The organism is Pseudomonas sp. 3MAES_34.3B (genome assembly GCF_058145875.1).
Genome location: NZ_CM176960.1, coordinates 5,179,836 through 5,204,136, shown reverse-complemented (window position 1 = coordinate 5,204,136; position 24,301 = coordinate 5,179,836). Strand labels below are relative to the sequence as shown.

Here is a 24,301-nt window from a genome sequence, read left to right as displayed (position 1 = left end):
CGGGCTTGCTAATCGGCCCAATGCATGGCGATATGTGTGCAAAAAACCGAGGCCTACCCGATGTCGCTCCATGAGCTGATCCAGCGCTCCAGCCTGCCCAACCCCGACCTTTCCACCGAAGACGCCCAGCGTTTGCTGCTTGAGCATTATGCAATAGAAGGCGAGCTGGAGCCCTTGGGCAGCCAGCAAGACCTCAATTTCAGAGTGCAGAGCGCTGCCGGCCGTTTCGTGCTCAAGGCCTGCCATGGCAGTTACGGGCTGGAGGAGCTGCAGGCCCAGCATGCCGCGCTCGAACACCTGGCCGCCGAAGGCCTTGCCGTACCTCGGGTGATGCCCACAGTTTCCGGCGAAAAGCTGCTGAGCGTGACGGCGGGCGGGCAGGCGCTGCACTTACGGCTTTTCGAGTACCTGGAGGGCGAGCCGCTTACCCGCCGGCCACACCTGGGCATCGATATTCGAGCGGCCATGGGCCGGCTGTGCGCGGAGACGGACCGCGCGCTGGCCGGGTTCTCGCACCCCGGGCTGGAGCGAACGCTGCAATGGGACCCGCGCCAGGCAGCGGCGCTGGTGGAGCAGTTGCTTCCCGTGCTGGCGGACCAGCCCGAGCGGCTGGCACAGGTTCGCCATGCAACCCAGCACGCACAAGCGCGCCTGGCAGCACTGATACCTCGACTGCCAAGCCAGGCGGTGCACCTGGACCTCACCGATGACAACACGCTGTGGCAACGCACACCCCAGCGCGGCTGGATGCTCAAGGGCATCATTGATTTTGGCGACCTTTGCCGCACCTGGCGGATCGCCGACCTGAGCGTGACCTGTGCGGCGTTGCTGCACCACTGCGAGGGGGACCCCTTCGGAATATTGCCGGCGGTCACGGCCTATCAACAGGCCAACCCACTGACCGAAGCCGAGCTGCGCGCCCTGTGGCCATTGATCGTCAACCGTGCTGCCGTGCTGGTGCTCAGTACCGCGCAGCAGCTCAAGCTCAACCCGCAAAACCCCTACTTGCATGACAATGCCGCCCATGAATGGGAAGTGCTCGACGTTGCGCTGTCGGTAGCACCGGCGCTGATGGAACACGCCGTGCTGGCCGCCGCCGGAATGCCATGGGGTGCGCCCAACGCTCAGGGCCTGGGTCGGCTGCTGCCAGGGCTGTCGCCTGAGAGCGTGAACAGCCTGGACCTGGGCGTGCTCAGCCCGCTCTGGAACGCCGGTAATTGGGAAGTGGAGGGCGCGGTAGATCGGCAGTTGGCAGGGGCACTGGCTGGCTTTGAGGCGGCTGCGTCCCGTTATGGCGAATACTGCCTGGCGCAAACACGGCCAGACATTTCCGCCGAACCCGAAACCTTCGCGCTGCACGTGCAATTGCTGTTGGCGAGGGAGCAAGCCCTGCAGGCGCCTTTCCCTGGCCAGTGGTCAGCGGAAGGCAAGGATCGCTGGGTGCTTGTAGGTGAGCAGTGGGCACTACGGCTTGAGGGCCAACTGAGCGATACCTCGCCTGGTGCCAAGGACAAGTGGCAGGGGCTTGGCCAGGCCTCGGGCGCTGTGCGTATTCAATTGATGCGCGCCGGCGTCGATGCGCCTGCCTTCACTACGCCTTCACGCGCCAGCGCCTGGGCCACGTTGTGCCCTTCGCCGTCGGCAATGCTGGGCTGGGCGTGCGATGCGCCGCCACAGGAAGACGCCCACGCGCTGCTGGCGCGCCGCGATGCCAGCTTTGCGCGTTCACAAAAGTATTACTATCAGGCACCACCGCGTATCGAGCGCGGCTGGCGCAACCACCTGATCGACATGCAAGGCCGGTCCTATCTGGACATGCTCAACAACGTAGCGGTATTAGGCCATGGCCATCCCCGCATGGCGCAGGTGGCCGCGCGGCAATGGTCCCTGCTCAATACCAACTCCCGCTTCCACTACGCCGTGCTGGCGGAATTTTCCGAGCGCCTTCTGGCGCTGGCGCCGTCGTCGATGGACCGGGTGTTTTTGGTGAACAGCGGCAGCGAGGCCAACGACCTTGCCATCCGCCTGGCCTGGGCGTACAGCGGCGGGCGTGATGTATTAAGTGTGCTGGAGGCCTATCACGGCTGGACGGTCGCTACCGACGCTATTTCCACCTCCATCGCCGATAACCCGAAAGCGCTGGAAACACGCCCGCAATGGGTACACCCGGTCATGGCGCCGAATACCTATCGGGGTACATACCGAGGGCCGGGCAGTACGGCGGATTACCTGCGCAGTGTTACCAACACGCTGGCCAGCCTTGACGCCCAGCAGCGCCAGGTGGCGGGGTTCATCTGCGAGCCGGTGTATGGCAACGCCGGGGGGATCGCCTTGCCGCCGGGCTACCTAGAACAGGTTTACGCCCAAGTGCGCGCCCGCGGTGGGGTGTGTATCGCCGACGAAGTACAAGTGGGTTATGGCCGCCTGGGCACGCACTTCTGGGGCTTCGAAGAACAGGGCGTGGTGCCGGACATCATCACCATGGCCAAGGGCATGGGCAACGGCCAGCCGCTCGGCGTGGTGATCACTCGTCGGGAAATCGCCGAGGCGCTGGAAGCCGAGGGGTATTTCTTCTCGTCTGCCGGGGGTAGCCCGGTGAGCTGCGAGATCGGCATGGCCGTTCTTGATGTGATGGAAGAGGAGGGGCTGTGGGAAAACGCCAAGGTGACCGGGGGCTATTTCAAACAGCGGTTGGAAGAGTTGGTAGAGCGGTTCCCGTTGGCAGGTGCTGCCCATGGTTCCGGGTTCTACCTGGGGCTGGAGCTGGTGCGCGACCGCGCCACGCTGGAGCCCGCCACCGAGGAAACTGCCCTGCTGTGCGAACGGCTGCGAGACCTGGGCATCTTCATGCAGCCCACCGGGGACTATCTCAACATCCTTAAGATCAAGCCGCCAATGTGCACCACCCGGCGGAGCGTGGATTTCTTTGTGGACAGCGTGGCCAAGGTGCTGGCCGAGGACTTGTAGCGGATTAGAGCGGCCGGCTGGATATTTAGCCGATTTATATCGGCTAAAACACCGAGGTGTTGAAAGGTTTTGAATGGCTGAGCCCTTTATTGACCGATTTTTATCGGTTATAAAGGGCCACCCTCGAAGCGCTCACTCACCTGCACGGAGTTGTCCATGAGCCGCACCGTTACCGTCGCCGCCACTCAGATGGCCTGTTCCTGGGATCGCCAGGCCAACCTTGCCAACGCCGAACGCCTGGTTCGCCAGGCGGCGGCCGAAGGGGCCCAGATCATTCTGATCCAGGAGCTGTTTGAAACGCCGTACTTCTGCCAGAAGCCCAACCCGGACTACCTCCAGCTGGCCACGCCGGCGGACACCAATGCCGCTATCGCTCATTTCCAGAACGTAGCCCGTGAGCTCGAAGTGGTACTGCCCATCAGCTTCTACGAACTGGCGGGGCGAGCCCGCTTCAACAGCATCGCCATCATTGATGCCGACGGCAGCAACTTCGGCATTTATCGAAAAAGCCACATCCCCGACGGCCCTGGCTATCACGAGAAGTACTACTTCAACCCGGGCGATACCGGCTTCAAGGTATGGCAAACCCGCTACGCGAAGATCGGTGTAGGGATTTGCTGGGATCAGTGGTTCCCCGAGTGCGCACGCGCCATGGCGCTGCTGGGGGCCGAGGTGCTGTTCTACCCGACGGCGATCGGCAGCGAGCCCCATGACCCCAACATCACCTCCCGCGATCATTGGCAGCGGGTGCAGCAGGGCCACGCTGGCGCCAACCTGATGCCAGTGGTTGCCAGCAACCGCATCGGCCGGGAAGAGCAGGACGGTTACAGCATCACGTTCTATGGTTCTTCGTTCATCGCCGATCAGTTCGGGGCCAAAGTTCAGGAGCTGAATGAAACCGAGGAAGGCATACTGGTCCAACGTTTCGACCTCGACGCCCTCGAACGCATTCGCAGCGCCTGGGGCACCTTCCGTGATCGCCGGCCCAACCTGTATGGCCCGATCAAAACACTCGACGGTTCACTGGAGTCTTGACCACCATGACCACCCTTCACAGCACACCGCGGGCCGACGGCTTCCATATGCCGGCCGAGTGGGCACCGCAAAGCCAGGTGTGGATGATCTGGCCGGAGCGCCCGGACAACTGGCGCCTCGGCGGCAAGCCCGCGCAGGCTGCCCATGTTGCCCTGGCCCGGGCTATCGCGCGCTTCGAGCCGGTTACCGTGGCCGTTTCCGCAGCGCAATATGAAAACGCCCGTGCCCGCCTGGACGTTCCCAACATCCGCATCGTGGAAATGAGCACCGACGATGCCTGGATGCGCGACACCGGCCCTACCTTCGTGATCAACGACAGCGGCGAAGTACGCGGCGTGGATTGGGGCTTCAATGCCTGGGGCGGTTTCGACGGCGGGCTGTACAGCCCCTGGAACCGGGACGACCAGGTGGCGAGCAAAGTGCTGGAGATGGAGCGCTGCGCCCGCTATCGCACCGAAGGCTTTGTGCTCGAAGGTGGCTCGATCCACGTCGACGGCGAGGGCACGGTGATCACCACCGAAGAGTGCCTGCTCAACCGCAACCGTAACCCGCACCTGGGCCGAGGCGAGATTGAAGCCGTGCTCGGCGACTACCTCAACGTGAGCAAGGTGGTGTGGTTGCCCGAAGGCCTGTTCAACGATGAAACCGACGGCCACGTGGATAACTTCTGTTGTTACGTACGCCCCGGCGAAGTGTTACTGGCGTGGACAGACGACCCACAGGACCCGAACTACAGCCGTTGCCACGATGCGCTGCGGGTACTAGAGAACACGACCGACGCCAAGGGGCGCACTTTTGTGGTGCACAAGATGCCTATCCCCGGCCCCTTGTTTGCCACCGAAGAAGAGTGCGACGGCGTTGATGTGTGCGCCGGTAGCCAGCACCGTAACCCCTCGGTGCGCCTGGCGGGCTCGTACGTCAATTTCCTTATCGTGAACGGCGGGATCATTGCGCCGAGCTTCTCCGAAGCCACGGACGACGCGGCCCGGGAGGTACTGCAACGCGTATTCCCCGAGCACGAAATCGTGTTCGTGCCAGGCCGGGAGCTATTGCTTGGCGGTGGCAATATCCACTGCCTTACCCAGCAGCAACCTGCGCCTCACCACGCCTGACCTCTGCACTACCACAAAGCCCAGCCGCCACCGCTGGGCTTTTGTGTATCAGCCTTGCTACGGCTTAGTGCGCTGGCACAGCTTTTGTATCTTTATATTCAGCAGATGACGGCAGTGTGCAGTTGCCGACCTGTCATAAAAAAGACTTAGCCTGTGCTGTGGTTGAACCGGGGATGTTGTGATGAATGCAGTAAGAGACGCAGTACCTCAGGGTAACAACAGTGTATCGCCCCAGATGGCTGGCCCTGGACGTAAGGCCCAGCGATGTGGAGAAGGGCGCGGCGCCGACCCACGTAGAGCGATTGCCGACCGCTACCCAGCGGGCTTGATCAGCGATGCCGAACTGGAGGCCCTGCTCGGCATCGTAAAAGCTTGAACCCCCTCGGCCATTGGCCACCCGCTTTGGGCAGGATGCCCAGCTGACCCCCTTCCTGATTCGCTTTACTCCATTTCGTAGTTTGACACCCTCTATACCCCTCTCTAGGATCCGAGCCCGCTTCGGTTGGCTGGCTATGGCCTCTGCTTGCTTCGCCGCCCGGCGTGTCTATTTCGGTACAAGGGAAAACGAGATGTTGAACTACCGCATCGGCGCATTGGCGCTAGGGATCTGCACGGCTGCCAATGCAATGGCCAATGACCAATCGCAGGCTCAGGGGTTCGTGGAGGACAGCCACCTCAACGTGCTGCTGCGCAATGCCTACATGAACCGCGACTACAAGCATGGCTCCGAAGACCGCGCCGAGTGGGGCCAAGGGTTTATCGGCACCTTCAGCTCCGGGTTCACCCAAGGCACCGTAGGCGTGGGCGTCGATGCGTTTGGCCTGTACGCGCTGCGGCTGGATGGTGGCAACGGGCGCAGTGGCGCGGGCGGCATCGACTTCTTCAGGGTGGACAACAATGGCAACGCCGAGCACGACGTGGCTCGCGCTGGCGCCGCCATCAAGTTCCGGGTGTCCAACACCGTGCTGAAGTACGGCGAAATGATGCCTGCTTTGCCTGTACTGAACTACGACGATACCCGGCTGCTGCCGGAGACCTATACCGGTTACATGCTCACCTCCCGTGAAGTGCAGGGCCTGGAGCTGAACGCCGGCCACTTCACCGCCGAGGCGCGCAAAAGTGACGAAGGCCGTGACAGCGGTGGCCTGAAGCAGATCGACGTATTCGGCGGCAGCTACAAATTCAGCGACAACTTCACGGCCTCGTTGTACGCCTCCGATGTGCAGGACCGCCTGAAGAAGCAATACCTGGGCATGACCTACGTAATGCCGATGGCCACCGATCAGTCCCTCACCCTGGACTTCAACGGCTACCGCTCGCGCCTGGACCAATCCTATGCCGACCGCCTTGGCACCGGCCAGGACAACACCATCTGGAGCCTGGCAGCCACCTATGCATTCGGCGCCCACTCCTTCACCCTGGCACACCAGCGCAGTACCGGCGATACCGGCTACAACTACGGCAGCTACGCAGAGGCCGGCGGCGTGGGTGACGGTGGTTCTACCATTTTCCTGGCCAACTCCTACTGGTCGGACTTCAACGCTGAAGACGAACGCTCTTGGCAACTGGCGTACGGCCTGGACTTCGGCCCCTACGGTGTGCCCGGGCTCACCTACAAAATCGCCTATGTACGCGGGGATAACATCCGCACCAACAACGGCGAAGGGACCGAGCGCGAGTGGTTCAACCAGCTGCAGTACGTGGTGCAGGAAGGCCCCGCCAAGGACCTGAAAGTGCGCCTGCGCGGCTCTATGCTGCGCACCTCCACCAACCTGCGCGAAGCCGAATACAACGATGACGGCAACGAAGTACGCGTGTTCGTGGAATACCCGATCAACGTGTTCTAAAGCCTGCTTTCGGAGCGGTCCCAAGGGTGCTGTAATAGCTCGCCAGCACCCACACGGACGGTTCGATCATGCTGAAGGTTCTTGGACGAACATCGTCCATCAATGTACGCAAGGTGTTATGGGTCTGCGCCGAGCTCGGCCTGCCCGTTGAGCGCGAGGAAGACTGGGGGCTGGGCTTTCGCTCCCCAAGCTTGCCCGAGTTTCGCGCCCTCAACCCCAACGCCCAGATACCCGTGTTGATCGACGGGGATTTCGTGCTGTGGGAATCCAACAGCATCCTTCGCTACCTCGCCAATGCTTACGCTGGTGACGCGCTGTACCCATCGTCACCGCATGAACGCGCACGAGTGGACCAATGGCTGGATTGGCAAGCCGCCGAACTCAATCCGTCATGGGGCTACGTGTTTCACTCACGGGTACGCAAAAACCCCGACTATCAAGACCCGGTTGCGCTTCGCCAGGGCGAACAACGCTGGGCCGCAGCCATGGCCATTCTCGACCAGCAACTGGCGCAAACGGGGGCATTCGTGACCGGCGATCGCTTCAGCCTGGCGGATATCGTGATCGGGCTGTCGGTAAACCGATGGTTCGGCACGCCCTTCGAGCGCCCTCTGTTGCCAGCCGTGGCGGCGTATCACGCGCGGCTGGCCGAGCGCGAAGGTTTCCAGCTGTTCTGCGGTCCAAGCCTGCCTTGATAGCCCGGTGCTCGAAGGAGTGAGCGATGCAACCCTTACTGACTTATGCGGCGCTGTTTGCGCTGGCTACCCATACCGCCCGTGTGACCCAGCCGTGCAACTGCACCGCGGCGTTGCCAACCGGCTGGGCAGGCTGGCCAATAGGCCTGCGGGAAACTCAGTTGGTTCATATCGGCACCCTCGCCGAATTCGACGAGCAAGACGCCACGCTAGATGAGTACCATCCTGAAGGTACCTATTACTGGTCCCCCAACGCCCCCATCGCCCCGCGCTTCTATCCCGCCAACCAGTGCGGGGTGTGGCAATGCAACCTTTGCCAACGCGCCTACCTGCGCTACAACGACGACGGCGCCTACCACAGCGAGCCACGCATTCGGCGGTTGATTCCGGAGCTGATGGTTGATGCGGCGCACAGGTTTGGTGGGCGTGATCAGCCTGCGGGATAACCCCGAGCCTCGACCTTTGGGCAGATGCAGCGCAACCGCGAAGCGGTACGGCGGTCTACCGGCAACAGAGGAGAACGCTATGCAGCCCTACGCAAACCTCAGCGGCCACGCAGGTGTGGTCGCCTACGAGCTGGGAACCGACTCCATCACCGTCCAATTCTCCAGCGACGAGCCCTGCCACTACCTCTACAACGTAGAAAGCGCCGGCCTGCCCACCGTGCTCGAGATGCAACGCCTGGCCATGGAAGGCAAAGGCCTGACCACGTTTATCAGCCAACATGTTCGGGAACGGTATGCACAACGCTGGTGATTCACTCATTGCTCAACGGCTGCACGGCAAGACCTTTGTCGCGACCGCCAACCACAGCGGTCTGTCCGATGCCCGCACACTATTCCACTACCTCGTGGACGGCGACGTGATTACCGGCACCTATACAGGCGGGCACATTGTGAAAGGCCAACTGGTAGGGCGGATCGCCGGAGATAACCGGATTGAGCTGCTGTACCACTGCGTGACCGACGAAGGCCAGTTACTGGCCGGCTGGTCCGAAGGCACGGTTGACCTGCGCGAGGATGGCAAGGCCGAACTCGCGTTTACCTGGGGCTGGCTTGCCGGCGCGTCGGGGGGAGGGGAGTCCAGGTATGTGGAGGTTGAGGGGTTAGGTTGACTCGGTAGGAAGCGGCGGGGCCGGCCATCCGGCGAAGCTCGCGAAAACAGTGCTAAGGCGAATGCCAGGCTTGTAGCAGCCGGCCTTGGCCGCGACCAGGCTTCACCACGGCACGCGGGGTTGCGTTACGCAGGCCATGCATGCACGGTACGGCTATCACGGAACGACGATTCCCCACTGCCCCTATACATGACTCACCAATACCGCCAACTGGCCACAGGCTACAAACCCTGATGAAACACCCTCGTCTCCTGGCTGTGTACGCCCATCCCGGCGCGATCCTCGACCTGACCTTCACCAGCGGCCAGCACTTTTCCCTGGATATGGGCCATGACGTGAAAACGTACCCAGGGCTTGAACCACTCGCGGAGCCCGAAGCCTTTGAAAAGGCGACCTTGGGCGATGCAGGCTGGACGGTTGAATGGCCTGAGCTAGATATTCAGATTGGGGCTGATACCTTGTTTTCTGAAGTGCTGGCGCAAGCGGCGCCTGACTGAGCACCCAGCCCCTTTATCAAGGTTCGTACCCCGTAGCAGCACGGCTTGCCGGCGACAGGAGCACTGCGGATCTGAGCTTATGCGCGGGCCGCCATCGGTTTCTAACAGCCACTTGTTTCGGACCACTTGCTTGTGAGGCATACCTCAGGCAACGTAAAGACCAATGTCTTTACAACGAGGCTATCGCCATGGCATCCATCAACGTCCGTATCGATGACGATCTCAAAGCGCGCGCCTACCGGGAGCTCGAAAAACTAGGCGTCACTCCGTCTGAGCTAATGCGTCAGGCACTTCAATACGTGGCTGAGCGCGGCCAGCTTCCCTTCAAGTCAGTTCTGGTCACGGACGAGGATGAAGCGCTACTCGCTACCGTTCGGGAGCGCCTGGCCAATCCTCAGCGGGTAAAGGTTTCGCTGGATGACCTATAGCCTTGAATTTGATGCGCGGGCATTGAAGGAGTGGCGCAAGCTTGGGGATACCGTTCGGCAACAGTTCAGGAAGAAGCTAGTGTCGATACTGCTGAACCCTCGGGTTGAAGCAAACCGCCTGAGTGAGCTACCAGACTGCTACAAGATCAAGCTACGTAGTAGCGGATACCGGTTGGTTTACCAAGTTCTGGATCAGGAGGTTGTTATTTTTGTGGTGGCTATAGGTAAACGGGAGCGGGAGCAGGTTTATCGGGGCGCGGCTGAGCGGGTTGGCTCAAGAGCGGCTGATGGGTATGGGTTGAGCAGAACGCTTAACACGGGAGCCGGCCGAAAAGGCGTTCAATACTTAATTCATCGGACGCTTTTCGGTCAACAGCGGTACATTTGCGAGAGATTCCGGCCAACCACCGCAGCGCGGCAAGTTGACCGGAGCATCATTAAACGTGAAGGCTATGTCCTAAATAGTCCCGGACTTGGAATAGATTTAGCGAGAATTTTGCCGCGTCCTCTGGACGGACGACAATAATCAGCTTGTTAGAGAACGCCCGTTGGTTGCATGCGTCGGCGAAGGACTGAGCGATGCGCTCGATCATCTTCTTCCGAGGATATGCGACACGTCCACGCCCCGTGCCCATCAATGGCATCACTATATCGCCGATGTCAGCCTTAGACGCCAGGTTCACCCACAGCTTTTCGAGCGCATCGTCAATCATCTTCAAGTCTGACGACGCATTTCCGTTCTCGTCCATGTGCGACATAGCCACAAGATAAAAATTTTTGCTGTGCGCGCTCACTCGCGCAACGGTGCCAATCGGATATTCCCTATTTTTTCCAGGCCGTTTTTCGTTAACGGCGAACTGTTCCCTCGAAAGCGACATCTCGATTTGACGATCAATCTCTGTCGTTTGACCATTGAAGTAGTTCGTAGCTAACTGACCCTGCAAGCTCTTTACAGCGATAAGCCCTGACGACATGTCCGTATCGAATGTCGAGCTGGTGCTGATGATCACTTCGCCAGGGATCTTGAATAGGTCGCCAATAAGAACTTCGACAGCAAGATCCTTCTGCGGAATCTTATAGCTGACGCGTGAAAGGGGCCTGCGAGTAGACAGCACATACAGCAATGCGAGCACGACCAAGAAAACCAGACCGTAGTAGCTGTACTGATCTTTTTTGTAGACATTGAAGGCATCAGCCAAGTCGACGCAAAGGTACAAAATACCCATGACAGCGAAGAATTTTCCAATTGCTTCGCCGGAGAACAGGGCGTAGCGCCAATAAGCTCGCGTCCTAATCGACTCGAAGAAGTACTTCATAGTCCGAGCCGCTTATACACATTATCAGAATAACTGTGACTGCCAGTCGTGCCGATATTGCGCAGCCGGCGGGACTCGTCAGGCCAGTGGTTCATCGCGTGTTCAATAATGTTGTGGTTGAACGAGGTGTAGACCACGAGTTGATCTCGGATTGTCGACGGACAACGATCATCCTTGTGCCGACTCCCATTCAAGTTCACGCCGATGATGGGCAGACTCAGCCGCAGTGCTACCTCAAGTTCCCATTTCACGAACTTTGTCAAATATTTTGTACTCTCTCCAATTAGCACTATTAGGAGCTTGGAGCTTGCGAAGCGCTCCCGAAGCTGGCGCTTGATGCTTTCTTCCTGGCTCGAATCCTGCGCCGTGTTTAGGTCGTGCGCATTGTGGAAATTGAGCGAAAAGCCGTCATGTGCTTTCCAAGCCGCCATGAGGCGGTAGTAGTGCATGTCTTTGTCGCCGTCAAAGGCGATGTAGGTCTTGTTTCTGTATGCCATTGGGTTCCCTCCATGATTGATTCTACTAAATTTTATGGCCTATGAAATAGTCTGCTACTAGAAAAAGAAGGGTGTTTAGGAATTCACGGGCGTGCTCTTCCAATTGTGCTTTGGTTTTGACAAAGCCTGGGTCGATTGCTTTCGCTCTCGTGACTATCTAAATCAGATCCTCGCTCAGACGGTGGACGCTCATGCTTTATCTGGCCGACGAGCGAGCGGTCCCACCGTCAGCACGTAATAATGCCGCGTTGCTCCACTGCGTCGACTCACGTGATTTTCAAGGAACCAAGCCACATGCTTTCACAGCCGAGCCCAAGGCGTATGTCACTGCTAGCGGTCTGCGGTTTCCGTTTGGATCAGCTTCGACTGACGCAAATGGCGTTGGCGCTTCGCATACGATCCGATCAGCACGCCAGCGAGGAATAATTCCATATCGAATGGCTTGCTCATATTTGTCCCCCGATGTAGGCAGCGATCGAATCGATTCGACCATGCCCTAGCTCATAGCTGAGTTTCCTCCGTCCTCGCGATCAATGCGCTGATCTAACGGGCAGCATTTACCGCTGTTCATAGGCGAGCGATGCTGGGTGATTTGCACATATTGTACATATGCGTAGGCCGCTCGTAGTTCATAGAGGCCTTTGATGTAAGGCGCGCGGAGTATGTCTCGTGCAGGGTGGATGATTTCCTGCCTAAGATTTAGGTAGCTTTCGTATGGTGCAATCAGGTTACGGCTACCCGCAGGTGATACCTGGGGTGCAAATCGAAGTGCATCTGGAACACGGGCGCCCACCGCTATCCCATGTGGCGTGAGGCCTCGGCGCGGCTTCCTTTGGCGCCTTCCTAGATGTTGATCCTATGAATTCGTCAGCCTCAAGGCTTAGCTGTGGCACGCTAGCCAAGATGGGCTCATGCAAGCGCATGTCTGTCGCGCATGCCAACAGAACGATCGCGGCAGTGCGCAACCGATGATGGCTGCAAAGCGCATCGAAGGTCAGCTCAACCTGCTCGCGTGGTCTTGGCTCTGCGTCACCGTGTGACGTACGCCAGTGCGTCGCATATCCCGCGCCTTGCTCGAACTTAGCAACTCCACATACTGATTATCGGGAAGCGCTGCCATGGTTCTGTCAATGCTGGATAGCCGATTTTGCGCAGTGCTGATAGCTAGGACCGTTCCGGAGAAAGGGACGGGCACAGGCTTGGCGCAGGGAATTTACCAAGGGAAAAATTGCCCTAAAGCCGCAAAACCGTACATTGCCCCGTCGGGGAATGGGTTCAAATACGCCATTACTCCTCTGTGAAGCGATTCACCCTCTAACGCTTACACCACCTCATCCAACCCACCTAGCGACCGCTTCATCTTCTCGTGCAACGGAGCCAGAAGGCAGTGCAGTAAGTCGGGATAGATAGGCTGTGCCTCGGCGGTGTCCAGTAACTGGAGCACCAAATGAAGGGCGCCAGACACGTCCCGTAGCTCGCCGGTAACGCGGCTTAGATGCTGATGTGTTTCGCGTAACTGTTCCAACCGATGCTCAAACCCGGCGATTGGGCCAGGCAGGCGGTCGTCCGCTGCGATATGGGCAAAGTCTTGGCGCAGCTGCTTCAGCGATACGGCATTCATTCGGCACCCCTCGCGTTTTTCAGAGTGCGAAGGGCGGCCATGGCCATGCGATGGCGGGCAAGGGCGCGAAAGCGGGGCGGATTGAGGGTGATCAAGTTGGAGCTCCTTAGATAACGGAGCTGCCACGAACGTCGCCAAACGAATGGTGGCAGCTGTGCGCAGGTTGGCGAACCGGTATCTAAGGAACCCGGCAGACCCGAAGGTCTCCCACGCACAGCCGCCATAAAGCCGAGCTGCGGACACAAAAAAAGCGCCTGCAATCGGTATAGGGCGCTATCGCACCTTAGAAAATCGGGTCGCCAAACCCGGTCGCTGGATTGACAGCGACGGCGTGACTCTACGAGCGGGTGCGGGGCCGAGTCAAGGCGAGCAGCCTGTCAGCTGTTTCTACATGCTTCGGCCTGTCGCCAGCCTCGCAACTGGTTGGAGCTGAATCCCAGTAGAGGGGGGTAGGCCTCATTCGCGAGCTGCCGCCCGCTTCCCACAGGTAGGTATTGATCCCTTGGCGAGCGCGCAGAGGGCAAAAGCCTGCGAACATTCTTGGGCTACGCCGGAGGGTCGGCCCGCAGCTTCCCACCCCAACACCCAAAACAAAAAAGGCCCACCTTTCGGTGAGCCTTCTTCGGTACTGCGTATGGTGCCGGCACCAGGAATCGAACCCGGGACCTACTGATTACAAGTCAGTTGCTCTACCAGCTGAGCTATACCGGCGGGTAAGGGCGCTGATTATAGCGATTCGCGGGCCGCTGTAAAGCCTTGCGTGCCGCAGCCCTTCGCCGCTGCGCTTTTCCGCGTCTTTGCGGACCTTTCCTACACGGGGCACGGAATTTTCGAGCAAGTTACTCGGAAAGTGCCTGCATGCCTAAAACAAATAAATCATAACAATGGCGCCCTGTTCGGATGCCGTTGCGTTAGTTATCAGAGGGCGGATTGTTTCATGAAGTTCATATTTATTCTTGCATGCCTGATTGTTTTTCCCGGCGGTGCAATGGCGGGTCCGAAAATAAGCATTGGCACACTTTCGGATTATCTTCGTGCCGATAAAAACGTAGTGGTCAAGCGTGTGTTCAACCACGGCGATGCCACCGCTTTCGTGAAGGTGCGGGCTTGGGAGCTGGTGCGCCAAGGGGATGGCACGGTGCAGGAAATCCCGCTGGACGTAGAAACGGCGGGGGGTACACGGGAGCTGGTGGTGTCCCCGGCGCGCTTGATCATCCCTGCGGCGGGCATGCAGACGGTGCGGCTGCTGTTCAGCGGCGAGCGCGACAAGGAGCGATATTTCCGACTGCGCTTCAATCCTGTGCTGCCCAGCGCAGGGGACGGCTTCGAACTTACCGAAAAGGAAGCCGACGCCTATGAAGTTTCAATTTCAGGCGGTGTGCAGATGCTCGCCGGGTTCGGGTCGCTGCTCTATGTGCGTCCCAGGGAAGTTGCGCATCAATTGGCCATCGATGAAGAGCCCGGTCGATTCGTAGTGCGCAACGTGGGCAATGCCACGGCTGTGCTGGACCGCTTTCGCCGGTGCAACGGTGATGGCCTGGATTGCGACCCGGCCGTCGTCCATCACCTTCCCCCCGGTGGGGAACGGGCTTTCGAGAAAAAGCCGGGCGAAATCTATGTATTCACCCACCGGCGGGGTGCGCTGGCGCCGCTGCCGTATGAAATCAAGGGCTAGCCGACCCTCAACTCGGCCTTTACCAACCAAGGAGCGTAAACCCATGAAACTGAAATTCCTCGCACTGCCCCTGGCGCTACTCGCTGCCGGCCAGGCAATGGCTGCCGATAACGTGATCAGCAAGCAGATCCAGGTGACCGCCTACATTCCGACCTCGGAATTCTCGATCATCGACGAGGGCGGCTGGATGAACCAGACCCAGCCAATGGGCATCCTCAATGGCAACCTGCAGAAGATTTCCAACCGGGTCATCGCCAAAAGCACCACCGGTGCCATTTCTGCCCGCCTGGAAAACGCCGCAGTGCTGACCAGCCGCAACAACCGCATTCCGCTGACCATCACCGCCAACGGTGTGGACCTCACCACCAGCACCACCGAAATCATCCCCGCCGGTGATGCCGCCACGCCTTACTACATGAACCTGGACATCGCCGCGGCAACCGGGCCGTACCAGCCAGGCGACTACATGGGCTTCGTGGACGTGACCTTCGAAACTGCCCTGGCGCCCTGACGCCTTATTGCGGCGGGCCCACCCAGGCCCGCCACTTGCCCTTACGATGCCTGGAAATTCGCCGTGGTGTTCGCAACCCATCACTTCAGGCTCGCCGCCACATGCGCGGTGAGCTTCTGTGTCAGTACAGCCGTGGCAGCTTCATCGCCGCCACCCGCTGCACTGGATCTGCTGACACAAGCGCAAGGACTGCCCGCGGAATTCCGCGATCATTTTTTCAACGCGCCCCTCGTGGTGCGCGTTGACCTCAACGGTGCGTACCTGGCCGACGCCATGCTGATGCTTGGCCGGGACGAAACCGTAGAGCTGGTGAAATTCACCGAAACCGACCAGTCCGAGCTGAGCGAAGACGATCGCCAGGTATGGCTGCAGGCCTTGAGCACACCGCGCAAGCTCGGTCGCTGCGAAGCGGGCTGCCCCCAGGGCCTGCTTGCGCTGCACTACAGCCTGGAGCGGTCGCAGCTCTCGATCCTTACAAACGCTGCCGAAAGTACCGCCACAGGCCCACGCTACTACAGCCTGCCAGCCAACGGCAGCGGGCTGTTGCTGCGTAATCAGCTGAACGCTGCTGGCAGCCGTTCAGACATGTATGGCACTTACGTGGCCTCTGCCTTAGGCAGCACTGGACCCTGGACCGCTGCTGCCGAGGCGCAGCTGGATCGTAGCCGAGGGGAAGGCATCACCACCGATCGCCATCGGTTACGTAGCCTGTACACCGATTACCTGAAGGAAAACACCTTCTACCGGGTGGGGTACTTCACGCCATCCCTTCAGGGGCTAAGCCGCCAGCCTCGCACGCTCAACGGCCTTCCTGAGGGAACGCTGGGCCTGATGTTCGGCAGCAGCGATAGCCTGGCCATTGAAGATGGGCGGCCGAGCGCAACGCCTATCTACGTGACCCCCAACCGCCCGGCGGTGATCGAGGTGTATCGCAATGGGTCGCTGGTCAACAGCCAGCCGGTTCAGCCGGGGCTCCAGGCCATTGATACCCGGCCGCTGCCGGGTGGTATCTACCCTGTGGAAATCCGCGTGGTGGAAGACGGCCAGGTTACCTCCACCAGTGAAGAGTTTGTTTACAAACCCACCAACTGGAGCAACCCCGAGCAACGCTGGCGTTACAACGCCTATGTAGGCCGTGGGAAAGAGCTGTTCAGCAATTGGGAAACAGATCGCGAAGAGGGCATGAACGCTGGCCTGATCACTAACTATCTGCTCCATCCCACGGCCATTCTGGGCCTGTCCGTGGAGCACGTTGACGGGGCGATGCAGTACGGCACGTCCCTGGATTGGGACCTGAGCGCGGCGTTTCGCACGTACGTCAACCTCTACCGCACCCAAGGGCGGGGCGATGGGCTGGACGTTCAAGCTATCTACACCTACCCAAAGGGCAACGTGGTGGCCAGCCATACCCGCTCATGGTTGTACCAATACCAGCTGGAGGACCGCTGGCCAGCGTATTACGTCCCCCGCTATCGCTGGGAAGTACGCGAAACGTCCCAAAGCTCAGTGAGCTGGCAGCACCGGTTTTCGCCACGCGGAACAGGCGTAATGCGGCTGTCCCATGCTACCGGCGCGGTAGACGGGTTCGGCCTGGACCTTTCCTGGGTACAACGGGCGGTGCTGCTGGGCACGGACACTACCTGGCGCTTCTCGGTATTCGACCGCCCCGCAGTGGCCAGCAGTGGCGCCGAGCGCAATCGGGGCGTGGACGTGAGCCTTACCCTGGCCCTGGGCGGCAACGGCGACAGCCTCTATGGCAGCCTGGGTAGCCGCACCCGTCGTGATGGCGGGCGCGAGCAGACCGCCTCCATGAACTACCAGCATCAGGTAAACGGCCCGTTCGTGCGCAACGTCACCGGCACGCTGAACAAGGACAGCTATGGCCTGGGCGTGGGTGGCCGGGTGGGCTTCCAGAACCGCCTTTTGGCGGGCGATGCCTACCTGCAAACTTCCTCCTATAACGACGAATTGGGCGGTGGCTTGAACCTCAGCAACACCTTGGCGCTCGGCGATGGCCACCTGGCCTCCACTGGCAACCTTGGCGTGTACCAGGCAGGCATGGTGGTAGACGTGGACAGTGATGTGGAAGACGTGGAATTGCTCAGTTTTGATGGCAATGGCACGTCGGGCCAGCTACGCCGCGGGCGCAATGTGATCCCGCTGAGCCCGTACAAGAAGGGCCGGGTTCGGTTCGATATCAAGGGTGACGAGGCAGCCCCGGTAGTGGTTGCGCCACATGTGGCCGATTACCACCTCAACATGGGCGGCGTGGCCTACCAGCGATTGCAAGTGATGCGCACCGTGACCGTAATTGGTCGCCTGCTCGACCCCGCCGGCCAGCCCGTGCCGGGCGCTATGGTAATCAACCATGCGAGCCGCAGCGTGACCGAAACGGACGGCTTCTTTGCCGTCGAAATGAGCCAGTCCACGCCCACCCTCGAAGTGCGTGTAGACGGTAACCGGCACTGCCTGGTGAACATTGATACCGCGCGCGGGGAGCGCGACCAGGACGTCGTAATGATGGGCGACCTGGTGTGCTCTCCCCGCACTGTCGCCGGCAGCAGCGCACAGGAGGCTACCGATGTTTAAGCGCTTTTGGGCCGGCAAACGTCGGCGTGCGTGTGGGTTCGCCGGGGCTATCATGGCGTCGCTGGGGTGTAATGCTCAGGCCAGCGACGTAGAGATCACAGCGGATTACCGCCCCTCGGAAAACCAGCGCGAATTTCGTAACACCACGTCCAACTCCGGTTATTGCGCGGAGCTTGGATGTGCGAACGGTTTATTCTCCATCGCGTTACCCATCAATTATGAGCGAACGGTGATATCAAGCTTGTCACCCGTGCCGCAGCGCTGGTCGGTACAAACCCCGAGGGAAGCGACGGTCACTGTGGTATCCGATAGAGGCGATGCTGCGGCGCTTCAGTTGCAGATCACACACGTCGCCCAAGTGTTGACCCAGGGCTCCACCCCGCTCGAGAAATACGACAACCCCGCAGGGCATTACAGTGCCGGGGGTGGCTGCAACTGGGTAACCGGGGTGACGCATGATGGCGATGTGAGCGAATCCGCGTTTGTGTGGCAGGTCAATAATCCGCGTTCACCCTCGCTGTGTTATCCCACCTCCGCCTATTCGACGACACAAAAGAGCATCACGCCGTGGGCTCGCAGTTTCTCGGTGGGGTACAAGTTGATCTTGCCCAAGCCCCACACCATGGCAATGGGCACTTATCGCGGCTCCGTTACGTTCAGCGTAGGAGAGACTGGTGACTTTGCCCTGGGCAGCAATGTTACCAATCTCAGTACCAACAGTGTCACGTTCAACTTCACGCTTACGGTTCATCATGAACTTCAAGTACAGTTTCCGGCGAACTCCGATACGATTGTTCTGGAGCCTACCATAGGCTGGCAAAAGTGGCTGGATACCGGCGTGCCGCCCACGTACGTTAGCGGAACGCTGCCTTATCGAATTACAACTTCAGGGCCGTTCAGTATCACCATGACTTGTGGGGAAAATGGCATCGGTTCGGCATGCCTGCTGCGTAATCAGCATAACAATGAAACCACCTATTTCGGCGTGCATTTCCATCCACCCAGTGGCCTTGAGCGGGCGGAGTACCCCGGGGAGGAAGCCCCTTGGCGCGAACTGCTCTACCCCGGCAAGCCGTCCGGATATTTAACCAGAGGATTGGTGAGCAACGCCCTTGGCAAGTTTGAATTCTTCGCAATTTATGAAAGTGCCGAAAAGCTCGCTATGTGGCCAGGGGATAAATGGACCGGGCTTGTAACACTTACATTCGATGCAAGGCTTTAAGTGCGAGTACGGGGCCATGGGAGCTTCATTTTATAGGGAGGTAAACGGTGTTCTATGTAAACAAGGCAGGCAACCCCGTCACCGCTGCGAACAAGCGGCCATTGAAGCCCGGAAGGCCGAGTGCAATGCCGGTATTAATGTTGAGCCTGGCAATCCCTTTGGCCGAGGCCGCTACCGTGGATATCACGGCGCAATTCAGGCCGGGCAATACTGGGGATGGATTTGAAAACACAACGCCCTCCTCGGGTTACTGCTTGGAGTTCGGCGGCTGCGCCCCCGGCCAAAGGTCGCTGGCACTGCCGGTAACGTACAGCCGCCGGGTCTTTTCCGGGTTGCCGCCGCTACCGTCCAGGTGGTCGCTGCACGCACCGCCGCAAGCCCGGGTAGTGCTGTTTTCCGATACCGGAGCAACGCTTGCACTGGATTTTCAGATAACCCACATGGCCCAGATCCTGAGCGGCAGCAGCTTTTCGCCTTACGAGAACCCTGGCTTCCATTGGAGCACGGGAGGCGGTTGTAACTTCGTGAACTCCCATGCGTTCGATGCCGGCGCCAGCATGGGCTTCGTATGGCAGGTCGCCAACCCGGCGTCGCCCGGGCTGTGCTACCCCACCTCCGGGGGCGTGTCCGAAGGCGAACGCGAGATCGAGCCGGAGGTGAAATCCTTCTCCGTCGGTTACCGGCTGGTATTTCCAGCCCCCCACACCGTACCCATGGGCCGCTACATGGGCAGCCTGACCTGGTCGGTAGGCGAAACGGCCGACTTCTCGCTTGGTAGCCAGGTTTCGGGACTAAGCGGCAGCAGTGTGACATTCAACTTCGAGGTCGATGTGCAGCACGAGTTGGGCATAACGTTCGATGACAACGCTGCCCAGGTTGTACTAGAGCCACGCAATGGCAGCTGGATCGAATGGATGATGGGGAATATATCCCCTACCGCCCAGCTCGCTGGCCGGCTGCCCATGCGCGTGACAACAACCGGCCCATTCACCGTTTACATGGGATGCGAGCACATGAAACAGGCAGGCGATTGTGCCATTGGCAACACCCATACGGGGGAGCTTGCGGCCGTGGCAACACTGATCACGCTTCCTCAGGGCCTCGTATACCAAGGCAATCCCATACAACGCATGCACCTTACCGAGCATGTGCATTACGCACTTGAGGCAAGCCGGGCGATTGCCGCCGAGCGTGGCGAGGTGGAGTTCCACACGATCAACGGGGAAGTGCAGCAAATGATCAAGCGCGGCGGTGACACGTACTCGGGCCAGGTCACGCTGTACTTCGATGCGCAGCTCTTATGAATGGGGGCAGCATGTTTTTTATAAGGCATTGGCGCGAACAGGGCACCCGCTGGTTGGGGATAGCGGCGCTTGTATGTTCGACAAGTGCCAGCGCCGGGCCCGACCTGGACCCCGGCTCTTTCTATCACTACGTGCCCGCCAACCGCAGCACGCTGGTGGCCGAGATAAGAAACCTCGGCGATGCGACTGCGTTCGTTCAAATACAGCTCGCAGAGCTCACCTTTGATGAGAAAGGCGAGCCTTACGAACGGCTATTGGCCGATGAAGACGGCACAACCCGGGCCCTGCTGGCGACGCCACCCCGGTTGATCATCCCGGCCAGCGGCGCTCAGCAGGCACGGATCATTTACCGTGGCCCGCGCGCGGCTGAGCGGTACTTCCGTGTTCGCTATGTACCGGTTGCCCCCAAGCCCAAGGATGCGTTTGCCCTGCAACCCGAAGAAGCCCAGGCCTATGCCGATACCCTTCAAGCCGGGGTGGGCATTCTCAAAGCCATTGGCACGATCGTGATCGTGAGCCCGGCGCAGCCTCGCTACGCCACCCGCCTGCAGCCCGACCAACAGAGGCTGCGCATCGTCAACGACGGTAATGCCACGGTGCGGGTGGAAAACGTGCAGCGATGCAAGCTTGATTCCCAGGCCTGCGCGTTCGGCACCAACTTGCATATTCGGCCAGGCCAGCAGGGAGAGCTGCCACGGTTCGCCGGGGAAATATACCGCTATGAATTACGCGAGGGCGCCCGGCGTACCTCTCACGTTTATCCACAGGTCGATTAATGCCCGGCATCTGGGCGTTGACCGCGCAAGAGAGCATCCCATGGCGACGGCAGTGATTATCGACGACCAGCCTTACATTCGAGTGATCCTCAAACGGATTCTGGTCGAGGAGGGGGTAACCGTACTTGCCGAATGCAGTGACGGTGTAGAGGGCATGGCCCGGGCCCGCGAACTGAAGCCGGACATCCTGGTGATGGAGCTGGTACTTCCCGGCCTTGATGGCATGGACGTCATCCACCGTATTCGTCGCCAGACACCCGCGATTCAAATTGTCGTGGTTACCGCCTGCCCTGCGGAGTTTTCGATGGACCGGTGCATGCGCGCCGGGGTTACGGCCTACGTTTCCAAAAGTACGGATACGGAGGTATTTCGCAAGGCCATTCAAGCTGTGCGAGCAGGTTTTATCTGTTTCCCCAATGTACGTGCTGGAAGCGAGTTACCTAGCCATTCCGATCCCGATGAACGTGTACGCATTGCCGGGCTTTCGGCGCGCGAGCTGGCAGTGCTGCGATATCTGGCCATGGGTTTCAGCAATTTGCAGATCGGCCAGGCACTGCTGTTGAGCAACAAGACGATCAGTTCTTACAAAACGCGGCTGGTGAAGAAACTTAAAGTGAGGTCAGTGATTTGCCTGGCTGAACTTGCGCATCGGCACGGGGTGGTATGAGCAACTTGCCTATAAGTTGTTCACAGACTTATCCACATGTTGTTCGCTCTGCGAGAACAAGCAGGTTACGCGGGGTCAGCGTGCGTTCGCAGAAGGTGCCTGTGCGAACCTCATAACCCTGTTCCTTGAGAAAAAGCGCCCGGTCCAGCACCAGCCACAACTCCAGCGGCCGCCGGAACAGGTTGCGCACCCTCTCCAGATTGCGAACCTCAGCCAGCCGCCGCTGCCCTTGTTGTTCCCAATAGGCCCAATCCTCGCCGGGCTCAAGCTCGATACCCTTCAGTGCGGCCAGATGCCGGCAGTAATCTGCAAAGCTTTTGCCCAGCCAGCTTACCGGCAGCGAAGGGGTGGGCAAGTATTCGGATACGCCTCGTACCTGGCGCTGGAGCAGATCAAAGCCGAGGCGGCGCGCCATCGAAAGGTCCCGCTGGCGCCTTTCCCGGGCACCGGCCGTTACCGCTTCACTGGCCGGCAGCCCCAGGTCGTCGCGGTCAAGGTGAAGGGGCCGAGCCTGCCCGGCGGCGGATAACGCCATATAGCCGTCGGCTTGGGTGCGGTTGTAGCAGCACGGGGCGATCGCCAAGTGGGTGCAACCGTGCTCACTGGCCACCCGCAGCAGCATCACATGGAGGTCCCCACAGGCGTGAAGGGCCACTGGGGTGTCGCCGGGGCCAAGCGCAATGTCGCCAGTCATGACATCGCAGTGCTGGTGGGTAGCGGGCAGCCTATGATGCTCGCTCAGCAGGCGCCCGGCGGCGACCAGCGCGGGGTCGTGTTCCAGGCAGGTCATCTCTTGGCCAGGCCTTAGCAAGCGACGGCCCAGGTGCGCCTTGCCCGCGCACCAGTCCACCCAATGTGTCACAGGAGAGGTAAACGCCAGGGCTTGCGCGAAAGCTTCGATCTGCTGCCATTTACGGCCCGGTACATCCCGCTCCAGCCGAGAGGGCGCAGCAGGCAGCTCAAAAGACGGCAGCCTGCCCGGATCCCCCAGCGCGGCCGCTTGCGCCGCCAGCTCCGGCAAAGGGGAGGGCCCTTGGGTTTCAAGAGGTGTGAGGGCGGCCTGCTCGGCTTCATCCAATGAGCGCTGGCGCAGCCAATGGGACAGTTCCGGATAGTCCGTTTCCCAGGGCAGCCTCAGGCAGGTAAACGGGCGCGGCTTCCACAGCGCTTCGTGCGCTGCGAGAAACTCATGCAGCGCCGCGAAGCGGGTTTCGAGGGCGTGGTTGTGCAGCATGTCAACGGATGCTGAACGGGAAGTACTTGTCGTTGATCTTCTTGTAGGTGCCGTCCTGAATGATGTCCTTCAGCGCAACGTTCAAGCGCGTGCGCAGCGGGTCGTTCAGGCGAGTGGCGATGGCAATCTGGTCGCCGTCTTCCACCGGCTCACCCTTGAGCTCGAAGCCTTTACCCGCATCAGTGCGCAGCCACTCATACGTGGAGTACTTGTCCGCCAGCGCGCCGTCGATCTGGCCGGTGGAGAGTGCTACATACACTTCATCCTGGGTCTGGAAGGTTTGCACGATAGCCACATTGGCTGCGTTGTCTTGCAACCACTTCGCGGCCAGCGTGCCCTCCTGGGCGCCCAGGGTCTTGCCCATCAGCGTGCCTGCGGCGCCAGTGAGGTCGCTGGGCTCGGCCGCGACAAATTGCAGCTTGTTGATGTAGTAGGGGTCGGTGAAATCCACCAGCTGCTTGCGTTCTTCAGTGACTGACAAGGAAGAGATGAGGAAGTCGTACTGGTTGTTGTTCAGCGCCGGAATCAGGTCTTCGAAACTCGTGGTCACGATCTCGCATTCCACTTTCATCTTGGCGCACAGCGCGGCGCCGATATCGGCATCGAACCCCACCACTTGCCCACTGGCGTCTGTGTCATTGAAAGGCGGATGCCCGCCTTCCATGCCCATACGCAGTTTTTCTACCGCATACGCCGAAGAAAGGCAGGAGAGGGCCAGAACGCAACCCACGAGCGAACTGAAAAATCGAGCCATGTAGCAAAACTCCAAAGGGCAGCGGCGAGGTGTCCTCGCTTCGACAACGGTTATCGCAAAAACATCACCCGGGCGATATGGCCCCGGTGACATTTTTATCACCTGCCAGGCGCGCAAGGGTTCTATCCCGGTTGTACCTGGCGTTGATTGAAAAGGCTGGAACGGGTTGCACCAATGACGAGCCAGGGTGTTACCACTCGCCCGAAAAAGGGGCATTTTTCTGTAGGAAAATGTGTAATCCGGTAATACTCTGCCGCCTGCGACAAAAAGCCATATTGCTTAAACGTTTATGCCGTAGATCTCGCAATACCGATGGTCAAGCGGTTTGAACTATTTTGCATCAATTTGGCGCGCTTCTTGCGTAAAATAAATCCAACGGCGCGTAGCGTGTCTCAAACAGTGGTAAGGGTTGAGCACAATCGTCGGTCAAATCGCTTTCT

22 protein-coding genes, 1 tRNA gene and 1 pseudogene are annotated in these 24,301 nt (G+C 59.7%); 18 read left to right on the top strand and 6 right to left on the bottom strand.

The window, feature by feature from the left end; genetic code table 11:
* Positions 1-60 precede the first annotated feature (60 nt).
* The 11 genes and pseudogenes from AC3Z8Y_RS23415 to AC3Z8Y_RS23365 all read left to right on the top strand — a co-directional run.
* Entirely contained in the window at positions 61-2,967 is a 2,907-nt protein-coding gene (locus AC3Z8Y_RS23415; RefSeq protein WP_490090076.1) for an aminotransferase, read from the top strand.
* A gap of 156 nt (positions 2,968-3,123) precedes the next feature.
* Positions 3,124-4,002: an N-carbamoylputrescine amidase gene (gene aguB, locus AC3Z8Y_RS23410; protein WP_490087762.1), complete on the top strand. Its 879-nt coding sequence runs from the start codon at positions 3,124-3,126 to the stop codon at positions 4,000-4,002.
* A 5-nt stretch (positions 4,003-4,007) separates the two neighbouring features.
* Positions 4,008-5,114 (top strand): agmatine deiminase, encoded by a 1,107-nt coding sequence (gene aguA / locus AC3Z8Y_RS23405; RefSeq protein ID WP_490087761.1) that lies wholly within the window; start codon positions 4,008-4,010, stop codon positions 5,112-5,114.
* Between the two features lie 569 nt (positions 5,115-5,683).
* Positions 5,684-6,961: an OprD family porin gene (locus AC3Z8Y_RS23400; protein ID WP_490087760.1), complete on the top strand. Its 1,278-nt coding sequence runs from the start codon at positions 5,684-5,686 to the stop codon at positions 6,959-6,961.
* A gap of 68 nt (positions 6,962-7,029) precedes the next feature.
* The gene (locus AC3Z8Y_RS23395; protein WP_490087759.1) at positions 7,030-7,656 is read left to right on the top strand and encodes a glutathione S-transferase family protein; all 627 of its coding nucleotides are present in this window, start codon (positions 7,030-7,032) and stop codon (positions 7,654-7,656) included.
* A 26-nt stretch (positions 7,657-7,682) separates the two neighbouring features.
* On the top strand, positions 7,683-8,102 hold the full coding sequence (locus AC3Z8Y_RS23390; protein WP_490087758.1) for a hypothetical protein: 420 nt from the start codon (positions 7,683-7,685) through the stop codon (positions 8,100-8,102).
* A 79-nt stretch (positions 8,103-8,181) separates the two neighbouring features.
* Positions 8,182-8,412, top strand: coding sequence for a hypothetical protein (locus AC3Z8Y_RS23385; RefSeq protein ID WP_490087757.1), 231 nt, complete (start codon positions 8,182-8,184; stop codon positions 8,410-8,412).
* Positions 8,396-8,770, top strand: a complete 375-nt coding sequence (locus AC3Z8Y_RS23380) for an avidin-fold protein (RefSeq protein WP_490087756.1) — start codon at positions 8,396-8,398, stop codon at positions 8,768-8,770. Before AC3Z8Y_RS23385 ends, AC3Z8Y_RS23380 begins: the two co-directional genes overlap by 17 nt.
* A gap of 233 nt (positions 8,771-9,003) precedes the next feature.
* The gene (locus AC3Z8Y_RS23375) at positions 9,004-9,267 is read left to right on the top strand and encodes a DUF2442 domain-containing protein (protein ID WP_490087755.1); all 264 of its coding nucleotides are present in this window, start codon (positions 9,004-9,006) and stop codon (positions 9,265-9,267) included.
* Between the two features lie 188 nt (positions 9,268-9,455).
* Entirely contained in the window at positions 9,456-9,695 is a 240-nt protein-coding gene (locus AC3Z8Y_RS23370; protein ID WP_225775878.1) for a type II toxin-antitoxin system RelB/DinJ family antitoxin, read from the top strand.
* Positions 9,685-9,969 (top strand): annotated as a pseudogene (locus AC3Z8Y_RS23365) (type II toxin-antitoxin system RelE family toxin); the annotation flags it as partial. The gene AC3Z8Y_RS23370 and the pseudogene AC3Z8Y_RS23365, both read left to right, overlap by 11 nt.
* A gap of 163 nt (positions 9,970-10,132) precedes the next feature.
* On the opposite strand, the gene AC3Z8Y_RS23360 reads toward AC3Z8Y_RS23365, so the two are convergent.
* The 4 genes from AC3Z8Y_RS23360 to AC3Z8Y_RS23345 form a co-directional block, all read right to left on the bottom strand.
* Entirely contained in the window at positions 10,133-11,011 is an 879-nt protein-coding gene (locus tag AC3Z8Y_RS23360; protein WP_490087754.1) for a macro domain-containing protein, read from the bottom strand.
* Complete coding sequence (locus AC3Z8Y_RS23355; protein WP_490087753.1) at positions 11,008-11,508, bottom strand: TIR domain-containing protein; 501 nt, start codon at positions 11,506-11,508, stop codon at positions 11,008-11,010. The genes AC3Z8Y_RS23360 and AC3Z8Y_RS23355 overlap by 4 nt, the downstream gene beginning before the upstream one ends.
* Before the next feature lie 1,321 nt (positions 11,509-12,829).
* Positions 12,830-13,129, bottom strand: a complete 300-nt coding sequence (locus AC3Z8Y_RS23350; RefSeq protein WP_490087752.1) for a DUF1484 family protein — start codon at positions 13,127-13,129, stop codon at positions 12,830-12,832.
* 635 nt (positions 13,130-13,764) lie between these two features.
* Positions 13,765-13,840 (bottom strand) — tRNA-Thr (locus tag AC3Z8Y_RS23345).
* 226 nt (positions 13,841-14,066) lie between these two features.
* Between AC3Z8Y_RS23345 and AC3Z8Y_RS23340 the strand changes: the two genes are divergently transcribed.
* The 7 genes from AC3Z8Y_RS23340 (at position 14,067) to AC3Z8Y_RS23310 (ending at position 21,873) form a co-directional block, all read left to right on the top strand.
* The gene (locus tag AC3Z8Y_RS23340) at positions 14,067-14,804 is read left to right on the top strand and encodes a fimbrial biogenesis chaperone (RefSeq protein WP_490087751.1); all 738 of its coding nucleotides are present in this window, start codon (positions 14,067-14,069) and stop codon (positions 14,802-14,804) included.
* A 43-nt stretch (positions 14,805-14,847) separates the two neighbouring features.
* Positions 14,848-15,315: a CS1 type fimbrial major subunit gene (locus AC3Z8Y_RS23335; protein ID WP_490087750.1), complete on the top strand. Its 468-nt coding sequence runs from the start codon at positions 14,848-14,850 to the stop codon at positions 15,313-15,315.
* Positions 15,316-15,546: 231 nt separating this feature from the next.
* The gene (locus tag AC3Z8Y_RS23330) at positions 15,547-17,904 is read left to right on the top strand and encodes a TcfC E-set like domain-containing protein (protein WP_490087749.1); all 2,358 of its coding nucleotides are present in this window, start codon (positions 15,547-15,549) and stop codon (positions 17,902-17,904) included.
* The gene (locus AC3Z8Y_RS23325) at positions 17,897-19,126 is read left to right on the top strand and encodes a hypothetical protein (protein ID WP_490087748.1); all 1,230 of its coding nucleotides are present in this window, start codon (positions 17,897-17,899) and stop codon (positions 19,124-19,126) included. The genes AC3Z8Y_RS23330 and AC3Z8Y_RS23325 overlap by 8 nt, the downstream gene beginning before the upstream one ends.
* 125 nt (positions 19,127-19,251) lie before the next feature.
* On the top strand, positions 19,252-20,430 hold the full coding sequence (locus AC3Z8Y_RS23320) for a hypothetical protein (RefSeq protein WP_490087747.1): 1,179 nt from the start codon (positions 19,252-19,254) through the stop codon (positions 20,428-20,430).
* Positions 20,431-20,441: 11 nt separating this feature from the next.
* A complete protein-coding gene (locus tag AC3Z8Y_RS23315; RefSeq protein ID WP_490087746.1) occupies positions 20,442-21,206 on the top strand; it encodes a fimbrial biogenesis chaperone in 765 nt (254 codons plus the stop codon).
* 40 nt (positions 21,207-21,246) lie between these two features.
* Positions 21,247-21,873, top strand: coding sequence for a response regulator (locus AC3Z8Y_RS23310; protein ID WP_490087745.1), 627 nt, complete (start codon positions 21,247-21,249; stop codon positions 21,871-21,873).
* Positions 21,874-21,901: 28 nt separating this feature from the next.
* On the opposite strand, the gene AC3Z8Y_RS23305 is transcribed toward AC3Z8Y_RS23310, so the two are convergent.
* Positions 21,902-23,107, bottom strand: a complete 1,206-nt coding sequence (locus tag AC3Z8Y_RS23305) for a methyltransferase (RefSeq protein WP_490087744.1) — start codon at positions 23,105-23,107, stop codon at positions 21,902-21,904.
* 1 nt (position 23,108) lies between these two features.
* Positions 23,109-23,861 (bottom strand): transporter substrate-binding domain-containing protein, encoded by a 753-nt coding sequence (locus tag AC3Z8Y_RS23300; RefSeq protein ID WP_490087743.1) that lies wholly within the window; start codon positions 23,859-23,861, stop codon positions 23,109-23,111.
* Positions 23,862-24,301: the final 440 nt, after the last annotated feature.

Excerpts from the sequence above, each read along its gene's own strand:
- AC3Z8Y_RS23355 (WP_490087753.1), bottom strand. The coding sequence starts at position 11,508 with ATGGCATACAGAAACAAGACCTACATCGCCTTTGACGGCGACAAAGAC.
- AC3Z8Y_RS23320 (WP_490087747.1), top strand. The coding sequence starts at position 19,252 with ATGCCGGTATTAATGTTGAGCCTGGCAATCCCTTTGGCCGAGGCCGCT.
- AC3Z8Y_RS23400 (WP_490087760.1), top strand. The coding sequence starts at position 5,684 with ATGTTGAACTACCGCATCGGCGCATTGGCGCTAGGGATCTGCACGGCT.
- AC3Z8Y_RS23305 (WP_490087744.1), bottom strand. The coding sequence starts at position 23,107 with ATGCTGCACAACCACGCCCTCGAAACCCGCTTCGCGGCGCTGCATGAG.
- AC3Z8Y_RS23335 (WP_490087750.1), top strand. The coding sequence starts at position 14,848 with ATGAAACTGAAATTCCTCGCACTGCCCCTGGCGCTACTCGCTGCCGGC.
- AC3Z8Y_RS23395 (WP_490087759.1), top strand. The coding sequence starts at position 7,030 with ATGCTGAAGGTTCTTGGACGAACATCGTCCATCAATGTACGCAAGGTG.
- AC3Z8Y_RS23385 (WP_490087757.1), top strand. The coding sequence starts at position 8,182 with ATGCAGCCCTACGCAAACCTCAGCGGCCACGCAGGTGTGGTCGCCTAC.
- AC3Z8Y_RS23390 (WP_490087758.1), top strand. The coding sequence starts at position 7,683 with ATGCAACCCTTACTGACTTATGCGGCGCTGTTTGCGCTGGCTACCCAT.
- AC3Z8Y_RS23340 (WP_490087751.1), top strand. The coding sequence starts at position 14,067 with ATGAAGTTCATATTTATTCTTGCATGCCTGATTGTTTTTCCCGGCGGT.
- AC3Z8Y_RS23415 (WP_490090076.1), top strand. The coding sequence starts at position 61 with ATGTCGCTCCATGAGCTGATCCAGCGCTCCAGCCTGCCCAACCCCGAC.
- AC3Z8Y_RS23375 (WP_490087755.1), top strand. The coding sequence starts at position 9,004 with ATGAAACACCCTCGTCTCCTGGCTGTGTACGCCCATCCCGGCGCGATC.
- AC3Z8Y_RS23380 (WP_490087756.1), top strand. The coding sequence starts at position 8,396 with ATGCACAACGCTGGTGATTCACTCATTGCTCAACGGCTGCACGGCAAG.
- aguA (WP_490087761.1), top strand. The coding sequence starts at position 4,008 with ATGACCACCCTTCACAGCACACCGCGGGCCGACGGCTTCCATATGCCG.
- AC3Z8Y_RS23350 (WP_490087752.1), bottom strand. The coding sequence starts at position 13,129 with ATGAATGCCGTATCGCTGAAGCAGCTGCGCCAAGACTTTGCCCATATC.
- AC3Z8Y_RS23300 (WP_490087743.1), bottom strand. The coding sequence starts at position 23,861 with ATGGCTCGATTTTTCAGTTCGCTCGTGGGTTGCGTTCTGGCCCTCTCC.
- AC3Z8Y_RS23370 (WP_225775878.1), top strand. The coding sequence starts at position 9,456 with ATGGCATCCATCAACGTCCGTATCGATGACGATCTCAAAGCGCGCGCC.
- AC3Z8Y_RS23315 (WP_490087746.1), top strand. The coding sequence starts at position 20,442 with ATGTTTTTTATAAGGCATTGGCGCGAACAGGGCACCCGCTGGTTGGGG.
- AC3Z8Y_RS23325 (WP_490087748.1), top strand. The coding sequence starts at position 17,897 with ATGTTTAAGCGCTTTTGGGCCGGCAAACGTCGGCGTGCGTGTGGGTTC.
- aguB (WP_490087762.1), top strand. The coding sequence starts at position 3,124 with ATGAGCCGCACCGTTACCGTCGCCGCCACTCAGATGGCCTGTTCCTGG.
- AC3Z8Y_RS23360 (WP_490087754.1), bottom strand. The coding sequence starts at position 11,011 with ATGAAGTACTTCTTCGAGTCGATTAGGACGCGAGCTTATTGGCGCTAC.
- AC3Z8Y_RS23310 (WP_490087745.1), top strand. The coding sequence starts at position 21,247 with ATGGCGACGGCAGTGATTATCGACGACCAGCCTTACATTCGAGTGATC.